The sequence below is a fragment of the Nonomuraea sp. NPDC049152 genome (assembly GCF_040648355.1).
Taxonomy (GTDB): Bacteria; Actinomycetota; Actinomycetes; order Streptosporangiales; family Streptosporangiaceae; genus Nonomuraea.
Genome location: NZ_JBEZDO010000067.1, coordinates 1 through 13,870, shown reverse-complemented (window position 1 = coordinate 13,870; position 13,870 = coordinate 1). Strand labels below are relative to the sequence as shown.

The window sequence follows — 13,870 nt, the reverse complement described above, 5'->3', positions numbered from 1 at the left end:
TCGACACCGCACATGATCACTCAAGGCCGTCTTGCTGTCCGCGAAACGATCAACCCGCCGCTCAGCACAACAATCTGGACGATAAAGAACAAGCTGAGAGTCCGGGAACAGACCCACCGCCATCCCGCCCATCAAGGACACCGGGATGACGTGTGCTCCATCAACCTGCACGCGGGCGGGCTGCCGGCGTACGTCTTCACGCCGCCGGGTCAACCGCGGTACCTTCCCGCCCGTACGCCAGGACGTAGGTGAAGGGCGCGTCGGCCACCACCTGCGTCTGCAGCCGCAGGATCTGGCTCAACCGCTCGACGCCACGGCATACCCCGCGCAGCCGGAACCAGCCGCCGGCTCCGAAGAAGCGGCGCGTGCTAAGGAGCATGAGCCGCAGTCCGGCGGCGTCGCAGAACGTCAGCGCGGCGACGTCGACGATGACGCGATGGTGCCCGCCCTCGCGCAGGCGGTCCAGAAGCTGCTCCAGGTCTGGACGCGACAGAACGTCCAGTTCGCCCGACAGCAACAGGACGCTGAAGCCGGGATGGTGAACCGTGCTGATGGCAAGGTCGGTCATGTCGCCCACTTTCGGCAGGCATCACATGAAGATTCGCGGCGGCTGACGCCGTCCTCGACGCCGGGCTCGCTCACCTTGCACCGCAGGGTCAAGGCGGCACGAAGATCGCGGTGTTCCCAATCCCCAAATGGTGCGAAGGGGTGAAAGGGCGGAACATCCCTTTCATTTTTCACCCTAAGCCTTGCCGCGTCTGAGACCAAGCATGCGCCGGCTCGGACCTCGGACCAGTTGGTCGTTTCACCGCTGCGTCGGCCGGTCTCTCCCGAAGCGCGTGTTGCGCCGCCTACCGCTCCCGCCGACCTCGACCTTCCCCCTGTACACAGGAGCGCTGCTCGCGGGGGGTTGACATGTCACAAAGCTGTCATTCCTCGCGCAGGCGACGGACTTGGACCTTCAGCCATGCCATGCATCGCTCGATCTGCTCCAGGCTCAAACCAGTGGCATCCGTCAGGCTCTCGGCGCTGAGCCCCTCAGGGTCGCACTCCACCGCTCTGTAGATCTTCCCCGCCCAAAGCTCCTCTTCGACGAAAGGCCGGCGGCGGTACTGCTCCTGCAGGGCGACCAGGTGCTCGCGCCCGCAGGCCGTCAGAAGGCGCTGGCCATCGCACATCGGGTTGCTGACATGGACCACAGAGGAGTCCGGCACCATGCCGTAGGTCTCCGTCCCGTCCGTGACTATCGCTCCGCACCAGTCGCACAGTTCGGGAAGCAGGCCGCCTTCACCCGACTTCTCGCTTTCCATACCAACCCTGTACCCCCGCCCCTGCCGGAAAGCAGCCGGACTTTTCCTGCTCAGAGCCAAATGTCTGAATATTGGCCCGAATGGCTACACCTCTTCCGAGCACTTTTGGGCGGGCGGTCGAGGCCTTCACCTCGACCGGACCCGTGTGCGTGTGGTCATCCACGGTGGGCCGGCGCACATGGTGTTCGAGGGTGCCCTGATCGCACGTCCCATCGCGCCGAGTCGACGACGTGAGGCAGGTCCCGATGCGGGCGCTCTCAGCGTCCGGCTTCCTGCCCTTCGAGCGCATCCATCACCTGCGCCCCTTCGCGCGCGGCCTCGCTGGGCGACAGCTCACTCAGAGCATGCCGCAGAGTGGTCTCGGCGGCGTCCAGGGCCGCCCTGGCGGTGATCACGTGGGTGTGCGCCCGATCGAGGTGGCCGAGCCCGACGCAGTCGAACGCGACCTGCGCGTCGTGCATGGCGAGCTGCAACTGCCGAGTGGTTTCATCGAGACCCATTGCCCGTCCTCCCACTTTTCCGATGCATGCAATCGTGGCTACCCCCTTCCTGTAGCGAATATGCCGCGAAACGGGAGGCGCCTCGTGCCTGCCTATGACGCCGGTGCTCCCCCAACGCGTTCGCTCGAACCTGGCGACCATGCGAGGTTCTCGCTCCACGGACATGCGTTCCAGCTCGCCGCCCAGGCCGTCCCGATCCGGGTCGTGACCGTTCGGAGCGACGCGGGTCAGGGGTCGAGGGGCTCGTAGGCGACGACCTCACGGGAGGCGAGGCGGGCAAGGCAGTCGCCGACGACGTATTCCTGGAAGTGGGCGGAGGCGCGGTGCGCCTCGAAGGCGGCGGCGTCGACGTACCGCTCGTAGATCATGAACCGTCGGGGGTCGTCGGCGGCGACATGGGCCTGGTAGCCGAGGTTGCCCGGTTCCTGGCGCGACAGCGGGGTGATGAGCCGGATGATGTCGGCGACGGCGTTCTCCTCGCCGTCGCGGGCGATCCACACAGCTTGTACGACGTAGGCCATGACAGGTGACTTTAGGCCGCATGTCGCGACACCTCACAACCAGCCCGCGACGCTTGACAAATCGGACAGAACGCGAATAACGTCCCGTCAACCGACAGGCACAGACGAAGACATCCCTGTCAGTGGTCTTCGTCTGTGCTTTTTGTCGTTCTTGGACCGCTGGCAAGGGACTCACCCCCCTGAAAGGCGGCTGGCATGAACGACAGCTCCGCTAGCACGAGAACAGCGGTCATCGGCAACGCGGGCGACGCGGCCAACCTCATCGACACCCTCAAGAGCCTGAACGGCAGGGCGAACTGGATCTGGTTCCTCGCCCTGGCGGGCCTGTTCCTTGACGCCTACTCCAACGCGGCGCTGGGGGCCGGCCTGTCCCCCATGGTGAAGCAGCTGGACCTGTCACCCACGCAGGTCGGCGTGCTCACCGCGATGGCTCCGGCGATCGCCATCATCTCCAATCCCTTCGGCGGCTGGCTCGCCGCGCGGATCGGCAGGGTCAGGCCGCTGCTGATGACGAAGGTCATCTTCGCGATCGGCGCGGTGCTGACCGCGGCCGGCTCGGACTTCCAGACGGTCTTCGCCGGGCGGGCGCTGGTGGGCGTCGCCTACGGCATCGACTTCGCGGTGGCCATGGCGCTGCTCGCCGAGTACACCCCGGCCTCTCTCAAGGGCAGGCTCAACTTCTGGCAGGGCGTCTGGTACACCGCGACGACCACCAACCTCCTGCTCACCCTGCTGTTCTACAAGTTCGACGTCGGCGCCGACATCTGGCGCTGGTCCGTCGGCTCGTCGGCCGCCTTCGCGCTCGCCCTGTTCGTCCTGCAGTTGGTCTTCCTGGTCGAGAGCCCCACGTGGCTGGCCGCCAAGGGCAGGCTGCGGGAGTCGGCGGCGAACCTGCGCAGGATGTACGGCTTCGCCGTACAGGAAGGGCCGCAGGAGACCGGGTCGGCGCAGGACCTCCCCCGCCAGGTCGGGTTGGGGGACGCGGGCGTCCTGTTCCGCAAGCCGTACCTGCCCAGGACCGTGCTGTCGACCGTCATCTCCCTCACCCAGGCCATGCAGTACTTCGCCGTGGGCTGGTACCTGCCGGTGATCAGTCTTGAGCTGTTCGGCAGGGAGTTCGAGAAGGCGACGTTCGGTTCCATGGCCTTCAACGCGGTCGGCATCGTCGGCGGCTGCCTGTCGGCCTACGCGGGCCGCCGGTTCGGACTGCGGGTCAGTTCGATGGCCGGCTACGCCATGGTGTTCGTCGCCCTGCTGGTCATGGGCGCGACGTTCAAGCAGCTGCCGATCGGGCTGGCCGCGCTGCTGCCGGTGCTGTTCATCTTCTTCCACTCCGCCGGCCCTGGCCCCAACGGCAAGTCGATCGCGGCGCTTTCGTACCGCAGCGACATCCGCACGCTGGGCACCGGCGTGACCGGCATGCTCGGCAGCCTCGGATCGGTGGCGGGCCTGTACCTGTTCCCGCAGCTTCAGGCGGGTATCGGAGTGGGCAGCAGCCTGATGGTCCTGTCAGTGGTGCCGCTGGTGGGCCTGCTCACCTGCATGGCGATCAAGTGGGACCCGACCCGCGTCGCGGTGAACCTGGAGGAAGAGGCGATCAGCCTCCCGCAGCGCGCGACGGTGTCGGCCTGAACGGTGTCCGGCTCGGACACGATGAAAGGACCTTCGCGGATGACAAGGGAACGCCGCCGAGGCGTACTCAGCATCGATGAGGGCACCACGGGCACCCGGGCCGCCGTCGTCCTCGACGACGGCGGCGCGGCAGCACCCGCGTACCTGCCCCTTTCGGTCCGCTCGCCCGACCATCTGCGGGTCGAGCAGGACGCGACGGAGATCTGGGCGAACACCGTCAAGGTCTGCCGTGAGGCGCTGGACTGGGCGGCCGCGCACCGGGTGGAGATCACCGGGGTGTCGATCTCCACCCAGCGCGCCACGGTGCTGCTGTGGGACACGGTGACCGGCTCCCCGCTGAGCCAGGCCGTGGTGTGGCAGGACCGCCGGTACGCCGCCCGCCTGCGGGAGTGGGAGCCGGAGTGGGACGCGCGCCTGGTCGAGCACACTGGCCGGCCGGTCGGCTCCCGAGCGCCACTGCTGTGGGCCGCGGAGGAGGCCGCCGGTAACGCGGCCGCCCGCCGGGCCCACGGCGAGGGGCGGCTGGCCTTCGGCTCGGTCGACACCTGGCTGGTGTGGAAGCTCACCGGGGGTGCGCGCCATGTCATGTCGGCCACGAACGCCGTGGCCGCTGGCGCCTACGATCTGCGGACGGGCGACTGGCACGAGCCGTGGGTCGAGTTCCTCGGCTGCCCGCGCGACGTGCTGCCGCAGATCGTCGACGACGACGGCGACTTCGGCGCCACCGACCCGTCCGTTCTCGGCGTGCGGCTGCCCATCCTGTCCGTCATGGGCGACCAGCACGCGGCGATGATCGCGCTCGGTGCTCACCGGCCGGGCCAGGCCACGACCGTCCACGGGACCGGCACGTTCCTCGACGCCGTCGCGGGAGACCGGCCGCCCGTCCACCGCCGCCAGGTTCCGGGGGTGCTCACTCTCGTCGGCTGGCGGTCGCGGGGCACGCCCGTGTTCAGCCTGGAGGGCTACGCCTCGACGACCGGGTCGGCGATGCGGTGGCTGTGCGAGGAGATCGGGCTGTTCGATTCGCCGGTCCAGCTGGCCGAACTCGCTCGCGAGCACACAGGGCCGACCCGGGTGATGTTCCTGCCCGCGCTGGCGGGACTGCGGACACCGGTCTGGTCGCCGGAGGCCACGGGGATCCTCACCGGGCTCAGCCTGTCCACGACCCGGGCGGAGCTGGCCCGCGGCATCCTCAACGGCTTCGCGCACTCGGTGTGCGACCTGCTGGAAGGCGTGGAGGAGGTCATGGGCAGGCCGGTCACCGACCTGTTCTGCGGTGGCGGGCTGGCCGGCAGCGACGTGCTGATGTCCGCCCAGGCGGATGTGATCGGCCGGCCGGTACGGCGTGCCCGCGGCCACGAGACCGCCAGCCTCCGCGGCACCGCCTACCTCGGCGGCGTGAGGGCCGGGCTGTGGCCGAGCGTCTCCGCGGCCGTCGCCGGGCTCCAGGCGGCCCCCGTCTTCGACCCCACCCTTCCCGAGGCCGAGCGCCTGAAGGCCCGCGCCGCGTGGCGCGACCTGCTGGCTCGCCACCTCATCACCGCCGGGCCCGGTGCCCGGCCACCAGGATCGGGCTCCCGCGGTCCCGAACCCGACGCACAGGAGGAATCAACGTCGTGATCCGGCTTCCCGAACGCAAGGCGAGGTCAGAGACGAAGAGCGCCATCCGCCGTACCGCGCTCGCACTCGACCGCAGGGAGCAGATCGAACGGCTCGCCGCCCGGCCCGTGGACGTGCTCGTCGTCGGCGGCGGCGTCACCGGCTGCTACACCGCGCTGGACGCCGTCACGCGCGGCCTGACCGTGGCGCTCGTCGAACGGGACGACTTCGCGTCGGGCACGTCGTCCAAGTCGTCGAAGATGGTGCACGGCGGTCTGCGCTACATCGAGCAGGGCAACCTGCCGCTGGTGCGGCGCTCGCTGCTGGAGCGGCAGCGGTTCCGTCACAACGCGCCGCACCTGGTGCAGCGGCTGCCGTTCGTCTTCCCTGTGCTCGCCCAGGACGGCGTCTTCGACGCCCGCATCGCCAAAGCCTTCGAGGGCCTGCTGTGGACGTACGACCTCGCGGGCGGGTGGCGCATCGGCAGGCTGCACCAGCGACTCAGCGTGCCCGAGGTCCTCGCCCGCGCCCCGAGGCTGCGCGCCGAGCAGCTCAAGGGCGGACTGCTCTACTACGACAGCCGCACCGACGACGCGCGTCTGACCCTGACGATCGCGCGTACCGCGGCGCACTTCGGGGCGACCGTGCTCAACGGCGCCGCCTGCCGCGGCCTCGTCCACGAGGGCGGCAGGGTGCGCGGCGCGACCGTCGAGGTCGACGGCAGGGAGATCGAGGTGCGGGCGGGCGTCGTGATCAACGCCACCGGGGTCTGGTCGGACACGCTCGACGCCCTGTCGGATCCCGGCCACCGGCCCCGGATCCGTCCCGCCAAGGGGGTGCACATCGTGGTGCCGTGGACCCGCCTGCCCATCGACGGCACCGTGACCGTGCCCATCCCCGGCCGGGCCCGCCGCGCGACCTGCACCCGCTGGGGGGACGTGGTCGTGGTCGGGACGACCGACACCGACTACGACGGCTCCCTGGATCACGTGCTGTGCACCAGGGAGGAGATGCAGTACCTCCTCGACGGGGCCAACACAGCCTTCGACGCCGGCCTGGCCCCCGAGGACGTGGTCGGCTCGATCGCCGGGCTCCGCCCCCTGGTCGGCGGCAAGGAGGGGGCCACGCTCGACATGAGCCGCGACCATCGCATCTCGACCGACGCGCACGGGCTCGTCACCGTCACCGGCGGAAAGCTCACCACCAGCCGTCACATGGGCGAGCTCGTGGTCGACGCGGCCCTGAAGGTGCTCGGCCGCAGGGCCCGATGCCGTACGGCACGCCTGCCCCTGCTGGGAGGCGCAGGCTACGACGCCGAGGCCACCTCGGCCACCGGAGGGCTCGGCGCCCACCTGGGACAGCGGTACGGAACCGAGGCGCGCTTCGTCGCCGACCTCCTCAGCGAGGACCCCTTCCTGGCCGAGCCGATCGTCGAGGGCACCGCGCACCTGCGGGCCGAGGTGGTCTACGCGGCCAGGTGCGAGCTGGCGCGGACCGTCGACGACGTGCTGTCACGCCGTACCCGCATGCGGGTGTTCGCCCGTGACCTGTCGGTCAAGGCGGCCCCGGAGGTCGGCCGGCTGCTCCAGAGAGAGCTCGGGCTGTCCGACGACGAGGTCGCCCGGCAGGTCGACGACTACCTGTCCGGCATCGACCTCGAGAAGACCGTACTGATGGAGGCACTTTCATGATCAGCAGGCAGACCATCACCCATCCGTTCAACCGGGGCGACTACGTCGTCGGCGCGCCCACCCCGCCGCGCTGGGCCGCCGACTGCCCGCCCGGCGCTGGGACGGCCAGCCTGCAGACCGACGTGGTCGAGGTTCCCGGCACTGTCGTCGCCGAGCTGCGCGCGATCGCCGCCGCCGTGCACACCGAGCGGGACGAGGTGATCGCGCGCACCCGCGACTGGTGGGCGGGCACGTCCATCGGCGAGACGGACGGCCACCCCGCCACCCCCGACGCCGTGATCGTCGAGGCGGCGGACGAGGAGCAAGTGGCCGCGGTCGTCAGGCTCTGCCACGCGCACGGCATCCCCCTGACGGTCTCGGCCGGCCGCAGCAACGTCCTCGGCGCCGCCCTGCCGATGTTCGGCGGGGTCGTACTGGACGTCTGCCGGCTCAACCGGATCGTCTCCTTCGACGCCGAGTCGATGATCGTCGAGGTGCAGGCCGGCATGTTCGGCGACCTCTTCGAGAAGGAGTTGCAGGAGACGCACGGCGCCACCACCGGGCACTGGCCCTCCGCCTTCGCCATCTCGACGGTCGGCGGCTGGGCGGCCTGCCGGGGGGCCGGCCAGCTGTCCACCCGGTACGGGAAGATCGAGGACATGGTCGCAGGGCTGGACGTGGTGCTGCCCGACGGGAGCACCGCCAGTTACGGCACCTACCCGCGGGCCGCCGTCGGCCCTGACCTGCGCCAGCTGTTCATCGGCTCCGAGGGCACGCTCGGCGTGATCACCCGGCTGCGGCTGCGCACCCACCGGCTGCCCGACTACGCGGTGGGGCTGGCGTACGGCTTCGACACGTTCGCCGCGGGGCTCGACGCCTGCAGGGAGATCCTCCAGCGGGGCGCCACCCCGGCGGTGCTGCGCCTGTACGACGCCCACGAGAGCGGCACCCACTTCGGTGAGCGGGACACCAACCTGCTGCTCATCGCCGACGAGGGAGATCCCGCGCTGGTGGACGCGACCATGGCGGTGGTCGAGAAGGTCTGCGGGGAGCGGGCGGCGGTGAGGCTCGACGGCGACGCGATCCTCGCGCGCTGGCTGGACGAGCGGATGCTCGTCGGCAAGTCCGGCGACGGCTTCGCCAAAGGCCCCGGCTTCGTCGCCGACACCTGCGAGATCGCCGCGCCGTGGTCGTCGCTGCCGACGATCTACGACGAGGTGGTGGCGGCCATCGAGGCGGTCCCCGGAACGCTGCGCGCCTCCGCGCACCAGTCGCACGCCTACACCGATGGCGCCTGCCTGTACTTCTCGCTGCGCGGCGACGTGGAACGGGCTCACCGCCGCGAGTGGTACCGGGCCGCCTGGGACGCCGCCAACGAGGTGCTCATCCGGCACGGCGCCGCGATCAGCCACCACCACGGCGTCGGACTGCTGCGCTCGCCGTACGTCGAACGCTCGCTGGGCAGCGGCTTCGGCACCCTGCTGGCGGTCAAGCAGGCCCTCGACCCCGAGGGAATCATGAACCCGGGGAAGCTGGGGCTGCCCAGCCGATTCCAGGCCGACCTGTCCGAGCAGCGCTAACGCATAAGGTGGAGCGGTGAACCCTCGTCCGAAACGTCCCGTGGACCGGCGCCTGCTGGCCTCGCTCGCGGAACACCCCGTGATGGCGTCGCTGGTCGGCGTGGAGATGGCGGACCGGTTCACCACCACCTCGGCTCCCCTCGGCATCCTCGCCTCGGTCCCGCTCGGCGATCTGGAGGCGACCGTCCAGCGGACCCTCGCCGCGGGCAAGATCGTGTTCGTCAACATGGACTCGACCCCCGGTCTGGGCCACGACCCCGGCGCCCTGGCCTACCTCAAGGGGATCGGGGCGATCGGGATCTGCTCCACCCGAGCGGCGATCATCGAACGGGCCGGCAGCCTCGATCTGCTGACCATGCAGAAGGTGTTCGTGACCGATCGTTCCAACCTGCACCGCAGCCTCCAGGCCATCGCCCGATCCCGTCCTGACCTGGTCCAGCTCATGCCGGCGGTCGTGCTGCGCTACGTGGAGCAGCAGGCCAGGGACCTCGGGGTGCCGTACCTGGCCGCCGGGTTCGTCCAGGGTGAGGAGGACGTGGCCGAGGCACTCCGCCACGGCGCCGCAGGGGTCTGCACCTCGGACAGGGCTCTGTGGGAGCTGCGCAGGTCGGCCCTGCGCGCCTCCTGAACCACCTCCCGCGTACCCCTGACCCGCTGCCCGCTTCGGCGCGCGTGCGGGTCAGGCGTCAGCCAACCCTCAGCCGCCGCGTGTGTCCTCACGCGTGGGTCTCACGGAAGGACGACTCGTTGACGCCGGTCACCCCGGACCTGTCCGGACTCCCACCCGGGTCGCCATCCGGTGCGCCGCCCGGCGGCACGGCCGAAGGTCCGCCCAACGGCGCAGGCGGTGGCTCGCGGCTGACGGCGGTCGCGCCCGCCGTGTTCGTCGTGCTCTGGAGCAGCGCCTTCATCGCCGGCGTCCCGGGGGTCGCGGCCGCTCCCCCGCTGCTGCTGATGTTCGCGCGCTTCGCCCTGGCCGGGGTGTTGCTCGCCGGCTACGCCCTGATCACCCGCGCGCCCTGGCCGCGCGGCCGGGCCGCGGCGCACATCGCCGTCACCGGTCTGCTGATCCAGGCCGTGCAGTTCGGCAGCTTCTACACCGCGCTCGGCATGGGCTTCCCCGCCGCGGTCGTCTCCCTCGTCCAGGGGCTCAGCCCCGTCGTCATCGTGCTGGCCATGCGCCTGCTCGGCGAGACGGTCACCCGGCGGCAGGGGCTCGGCTTCGCCCTCGGCGCGGCCGGTGTCGTCCTCGCGGTGGCCGACCGGGTGAGCCTGTCCGTCTGGGGCGTGGTGCTGTGCCTGGTCGGGCTGCTCGGGTTGAGCGCCGGCACCCTCTACCAGAAGCAGTTCGTCCCCGACATGGACGTACGGACCGGAACCGCGCTGCAGCTTCTCGTCAGCGCCCCCGCGGTCGGGCTGGTCTGCGTGGCGTTCGAGACCCCGCGGGTGTCGGACTGGGCGGCGTTCGGCGCGTCGGTGGCCTGGATGGTGCTGGTCAACTCCATCGCGGCATTCATCCTGCTCAACAAGATGCTGCTCCGCTCGTCCGCCAGCAGGGTGAGCACGGTGTTCTTCCTGACCCCCTCGGTGACGGCGGTGCTGGCCTGGCTCCTGATCGGCCAGTCGCTGCATCCGCTCGCCATCGCCGGGCTCGTCCTCGGCGGCGCCGGTGTCCTGCTCGCCAATCACCGGGCCGCCACGATGTGAGAGGGGGGTCGGCCTGGCGCCGCCTCGTGTGCGGAGGGCGGCTGCCACTGCCAGGAGTCGCCCGGCCGACCGGTACCCGCCTGACGAAGACAGACTTGGAAGCGTCTGGAGAGGTGATGTGATGAGAATCCGCGGAGCCGTCCTCGAGGAGATCGGCCGGGCACGCCCGTACGCCGAGTCCCGTCCGCTGTCGATCTGCGAGCTCGAGCTGGACCCGCCCGGCCCAGGCGAGCTCCTCATCAGGGTCGAGGCGGCCGGGGTGTGCCACTCTGATCTGTCGGTCGTCGATGGAAACAGGGTGCGCCCCGTGCCCATGCTCCTGGGACACGAGGCGGCCGGCGTGGTGGAGCAGGTCGGCGTCGGCGTCGATGACATCGCCGTCGGCCGGCGGGTCGTCATGACCTTCCTGCCCCGCTGCGGCGCGTGCGAGGGCTGCGCCACCGACGGCGTGATGCCCTGTGTCCGGGGCAGCGCGACCAACAACGAGGGAACGTTGCTGACCGGCGGCATTCGCCTGCACCGCGATGACACCACTGTCCTGCACCATCTCGGGGTCTCGGCCTTCGCCACCCACGCGGTCGTGGACCGGCACTCGGTCGTCCCTGTGGGCGACGATGTCCCTCCCGAGGTCGCCGCGGTTCTCGGCTGCGCCGTACTCACCGGCGGCGGCGCGGTCATCAACGTCGGCGAACCCACCGCCGGCCAGACGGTGATGGTCGTCGGGCTCGGCGGTGTCGGCATGGCCGCGCTGATCACCGCCCTTGCCCTGGACGGCGTCACGGTCATCGGCGTCGACGGCATTCCGGACAAGCTCGACACCGCGCGGGAGCTGGGCGCCCACGCGGCCTACAGCCCCTCCGAGATCGCCGAGCTCAAGATCAAGGCGCCGATCGTCATCGAAGCGGCAGGGAACGCTCGCGCTTTCGAGAGCGCGGTCGCCGCGACCGCCCCCGGTGGCCGCACCGTCACCGTGGGGCTTCCAGCGCCTGACGCCCGATCGTCGATCTCGCCGCTCGGGCTCGTGGCGGAGGGACGAAGCATCATCGGCAGCTATCTCGGTTCAGCGGTTCCCGCCCGTGACATCCCCGTCTTCGCCCAGATGTGGCGCGAAGGCAGGCTGCCGGTCGAGGCGCTGGTGTCGGCGAGGATCGGGCTGTCTGCCGTGAACGAGGCGATGGACGAGCTCGCCGATGGGAAGGCCGTTCGGCAGGTCATCGTGTTCGGCGAGAACGACTCCTCGTCTGCCCGGGGGGTGGAGGCCGACCGCGGTGTGAGGGAGTGACCGCGCCTGGCGCGTCTCATCCGGCCAGAGCGGCGACGGCGGTGCGTCATGGCGCTCACAAGGTGGTCTTCGAGGGCCGGTCGGCAGGATCACTCACCCGGGTACGGGCTCGCAGGAGGCCGGGGTGGATGGTGGAGGTCAGCGGCAGGCGACGCCGTCCACCTTGCGATAGCCGTTGTACTCCCCGTTGTCGGGACCCTCACTGTCGTCGTGCCGGGCGACGATGCCGACGCACATGTACTTGCCGTACACCCTGACCGGGCCCGCGTGGTATTTGAATCTTCCGCTGTCCTGATCGTAATTTCTCTTCTTCAGGTTGTCGTCCGCCCACGTGCCGTTGTACATCTCGATGGCCATCGGCGTCCTGACGCCGTAGCGCGGCTTACCGGGGCGCTTCACCAGGACCGCGCAGTTCCACCCCGTGCGGGAGTTGTAGAACAGCTTGATGTCGCTCCGGTAGTAGGTCCCGCCGGTGAGCAGGTCCTTCATCGGCACCGGCCAGGTGCCCACCAGGTCGCCGCTGCAGCCGTACGCCATGGCCGCGGAGTGATCCGCCGAGGCTGTGGCCGCCGACGTGGAAAGAAGAAGCGCGGTGAGGCCCGCTGTGGTCACGAGGACCGTTCGTGGGGCGGCCGATCTCAGGACCGCCGAGGAGAACGAGGTGACGCTCATCATGTGCTCCTGTCTGGGTGAACGTCCATGGAGGGATCTGGCTGACGGCCGCTGGGCTTCGCACCAGGAGTGTGAACAGCGTCGACCGCGAGGGAGACCCCAGAGTGTCGCGGGTGCCCGGCCCGGGGCCGAGCCACGAGCCTGCCGTGGGAGACCGCGCCGGCGCGAGTGGCAATAATGCCCAGAAGCGTCAGGATGCTGCCAAGCGCGTGGCCCGGCTCACCACCCGCCCGCAACGGACGAACTCCCGGTCACGTGCTCGGCCGTCCACGGTAGGTGCGGCGGTATGCCGTCGGCGTGGTGGCCGCGTCGCGGGACATGTGCAGCCGTAGGTTCGCCGCGGTACCGAGCCCGCAGCGCCGGGCCACCTCGTCGACGGTCAGATCGCTGTTCTCCAGCAGCCGCCGCGCCTCGAGGAGGCGTTGCGCGGCGAGCCAGCGCAGCGGGGTGGTACCCGTCTCGGCGACGAAGCGCCGGGCGAAGGTGCGCGGCGCGAACCCCGCCTGGCGAGCGAGGTCGGCGACGGTCAACGGCTCGGCCAGCCGGTCCAGCGCCCACGCGCAGACCGCGGCCATGCCGGCGCCGGTGGCCGGCACCGGACGCTCCAGGAACTGGGCCTGGCCCCCGTCGCGGTGGGGCGCGACGACCAGGCGCCGCGCTGCCCGAACCGCGGCCTGCGGGCCGTAGTCGGTGCGCACCAGATGCAGGCAGAGATCGATGCCCGCGGCGAAACCGGCACTGGTCAGCACGTTCCCGCTGTCGACGTACAGCAGGTCGGGATCGACGTCGACGGCCGGATAGCGGGCGGCCAGGTCGGCCGCGTCCATCCAGTGCGTGGTCGCTCTGCGGTCGTCCAGCAAGCCGGCGGCGGCCAGCGCGAAAGCTCCGGTGCACACCGAGACGACCCGCGCACCACGCGCGGCGGCGGCGCGCAACGCCTCGAGCACCGCCTGCGTCGGCTCATCCAACGGCGCGTAACCCGGTACGACGACGGTGTCGGCCGTGGCCAGGGCGTCCAGCCCCAGAGGGACGTGGATGTCCCAACCGGAGGTCGAGGGCACCCGTCCAGGGGACTCGGTACAGACGGCGAACGCGTAGTGGTCCCGATCTCCGAAGACCTCGGCCGGGATCGCCAGATCGAACGCCACCACGTCCGGCAGCGCCAGGGCCATGACTCGATGCATGGCAGCATTCTTACGCATAGAGGCATTCCTGCTACTCGTGGCGGGTGCCGCCGCGGAGCAGGCTGGTGGTCGGGCGCCGGGCTCGGCTGGGGAGGTCCGCGCCCGACGAAACCACCGAAAGGAATCTCAATGACCATGTCAAGCGGCAGCAGCCGTGACCTGCTGCGGTGGGACCGGGGAGAAGACTCGGTTGTCGCGCAGCAAGGCCCACAG

13 protein-coding genes are annotated in these 13,870 nt (G+C 70.4%); 7 read left to right on the top strand and 6 right to left on the bottom strand.

All coding sequences use genetic code 11. From position 1 onward, the window contains the following. Nucleotides 1-196 precede the first annotated feature (196 nt). From AB0B45_RS50890 to AB0B45_RS50875, 4 genes are all read right to left on the bottom strand, one after another. Nucleotides 197-568, bottom strand: a complete 372-nt coding sequence (locus tag AB0B45_RS50890; protein ID WP_358146192.1) for an STAS domain-containing protein — start codon at nucleotides 566-568, stop codon at nucleotides 197-199. Between the two features lie 361 nt (nucleotides 569-929). Continuing rightward, nucleotides 930-1,310, bottom strand: coding sequence for a hypothetical protein (locus AB0B45_RS50885; protein WP_358146190.1), 381 nt, complete (start codon nucleotides 1,308-1,310; stop codon nucleotides 930-932). A 257-nt stretch (nucleotides 1,311-1,567) separates the two neighbouring features. After that, nucleotides 1,568-1,810 carry a hypothetical protein gene (locus tag AB0B45_RS50880; protein WP_358146188.1) on the bottom strand — a complete coding sequence of 81 codons (243 nt, stop codon included), beginning with the start codon at nucleotides 1,808-1,810 and terminating at the stop codon, nucleotides 1,568-1,570. Nucleotides 1,811-2,037: 227 nt separating this feature from the next. Continuing rightward, nucleotides 2,038-2,331, bottom strand: coding sequence for a putative quinol monooxygenase (locus tag AB0B45_RS50875; protein ID WP_358146186.1), 294 nt, complete (start codon nucleotides 2,329-2,331; stop codon nucleotides 2,038-2,040). Nucleotides 2,332-2,526: 195 nt separating this feature from the next. On the opposite strand from AB0B45_RS50875, the gene AB0B45_RS50870 reads away from it, so the two are divergent. The 7 genes from AB0B45_RS50870 (at nucleotide 2,527) to AB0B45_RS50840 (ending at nucleotide 11,801) form a co-directional block, all read left to right on the top strand. Then, nucleotides 2,527-3,963, top strand: a complete 1,437-nt coding sequence (locus AB0B45_RS50870; protein ID WP_358146184.1) for an MFS transporter — start codon at nucleotides 2,527-2,529, stop codon at nucleotides 3,961-3,963. 39 nt (nucleotides 3,964-4,002) lie between these two features. Beyond that, complete coding sequence (locus AB0B45_RS50865; protein WP_358146182.1) at nucleotides 4,003-5,583, top strand: FGGY family carbohydrate kinase; 1,581 nt, start codon at nucleotides 4,003-4,005, stop codon at nucleotides 5,581-5,583. Continuing rightward, nucleotides 5,580-7,253, top strand: a complete 1,674-nt coding sequence (locus AB0B45_RS50860; protein WP_358146179.1) for a glycerol-3-phosphate dehydrogenase/oxidase — start codon at nucleotides 5,580-5,582, stop codon at nucleotides 7,251-7,253. Before AB0B45_RS50865 ends, AB0B45_RS50860 begins: the two co-directional genes overlap by 4 nt. Then, nucleotides 7,250-8,812 carry an FAD-binding oxidoreductase gene (locus AB0B45_RS50855; RefSeq protein WP_358146178.1) on the top strand — a complete coding sequence of 521 codons (1,563 nt, stop codon included), beginning with the start codon at nucleotides 7,250-7,252 and terminating at the stop codon, nucleotides 8,810-8,812. The genes AB0B45_RS50860 and AB0B45_RS50855 overlap by 4 nt, the downstream gene beginning before the upstream one ends. Nucleotides 8,813-8,828: 16 nt before the next feature. Beyond that, nucleotides 8,829-9,440, top strand: coding sequence for a glycerol-3-phosphate responsive antiterminator (locus AB0B45_RS50850; protein ID WP_358146177.1), 612 nt, complete (start codon nucleotides 8,829-8,831; stop codon nucleotides 9,438-9,440). 119 nt (nucleotides 9,441-9,559) lie between these two features. Next, nucleotides 9,560-10,519, top strand: coding sequence for a DMT family transporter (locus tag AB0B45_RS50845; protein ID WP_358146176.1), 960 nt, complete (start codon nucleotides 9,560-9,562; stop codon nucleotides 10,517-10,519). 121 nt (nucleotides 10,520-10,640) lie between these two features. Next, complete coding sequence (locus AB0B45_RS50840; protein WP_358146175.1) at nucleotides 10,641-11,801, top strand: alcohol dehydrogenase catalytic domain-containing protein; 1,161 nt, start codon at nucleotides 10,641-10,643, stop codon at nucleotides 11,799-11,801. A 138-nt stretch (nucleotides 11,802-11,939) separates the two neighbouring features. Here AB0B45_RS50840 and AB0B45_RS50835 read toward each other — a convergent pair whose 3' ends face one another. Together AB0B45_RS50835 and AB0B45_RS50830 are read right to left on the bottom strand one after the other, a co-directional pair. Then, entirely contained in the window at nucleotides 11,940-12,473 is a 534-nt protein-coding gene (locus tag AB0B45_RS50835) for a hypothetical protein (protein WP_358146174.1), read from the bottom strand. A 251-nt stretch (nucleotides 12,474-12,724) separates the two neighbouring features. Then, nucleotides 12,725-13,657 carry a helix-turn-helix domain-containing protein gene (locus tag AB0B45_RS50830; protein ID WP_358146173.1) on the bottom strand — a complete coding sequence of 311 codons (933 nt, stop codon included), beginning with the start codon at nucleotides 13,655-13,657 and terminating at the stop codon, nucleotides 12,725-12,727. Nucleotides 13,658-13,870 lie beyond the last annotated feature (213 nt).

Excerpts from the sequence above, each read along its gene's own strand:
- AB0B45_RS50890 (WP_358146192.1), bottom strand. The coding sequence starts at position 568 with ATGACCGACCTTGCCATCAGCACGGTTCACCATCCCGGCTTCAGCGTC.
- AB0B45_RS50885 (WP_358146190.1), bottom strand. The coding sequence starts at position 1,310 with ATGGAAAGCGAGAAGTCGGGTGAAGGCGGCCTGCTTCCCGAACTGTGC.
- AB0B45_RS50880 (WP_358146188.1), bottom strand. The coding sequence starts at position 1,810 with ATGGGTCTCGATGAAACCACTCGGCAGTTGCAGCTCGCCATGCACGAC.
- AB0B45_RS50875 (WP_358146186.1), bottom strand. The coding sequence starts at position 2,331 with ATGGCCTACGTCGTACAAGCTGTGTGGATCGCCCGCGACGGCGAGGAG.
- AB0B45_RS50870 (WP_358146184.1), top strand. The coding sequence starts at position 2,527 with ATGAACGACAGCTCCGCTAGCACGAGAACAGCGGTCATCGGCAACGCG.
- AB0B45_RS50865 (WP_358146182.1), top strand. The coding sequence starts at position 4,003 with ATGACAAGGGAACGCCGCCGAGGCGTACTCAGCATCGATGAGGGCACC.
- AB0B45_RS50855 (WP_358146178.1), top strand. The coding sequence starts at position 7,250 with ATGATCAGCAGGCAGACCATCACCCATCCGTTCAACCGGGGCGACTAC.
- AB0B45_RS50840 (WP_358146175.1), top strand. The coding sequence starts at position 10,641 with ATGAGAATCCGCGGAGCCGTCCTCGAGGAGATCGGCCGGGCACGCCCG.
- AB0B45_RS50835 (WP_358146174.1), bottom strand. The coding sequence starts at position 12,473 with ATGAGCGTCACCTCGTTCTCCTCGGCGGTCCTGAGATCGGCCGCCCCA.
- AB0B45_RS50830 (WP_358146173.1), bottom strand. The coding sequence starts at position 13,657 with ATGCATCGAGTCATGGCCCTGGCGCTGCCGGACGTGGTGGCGTTCGAT.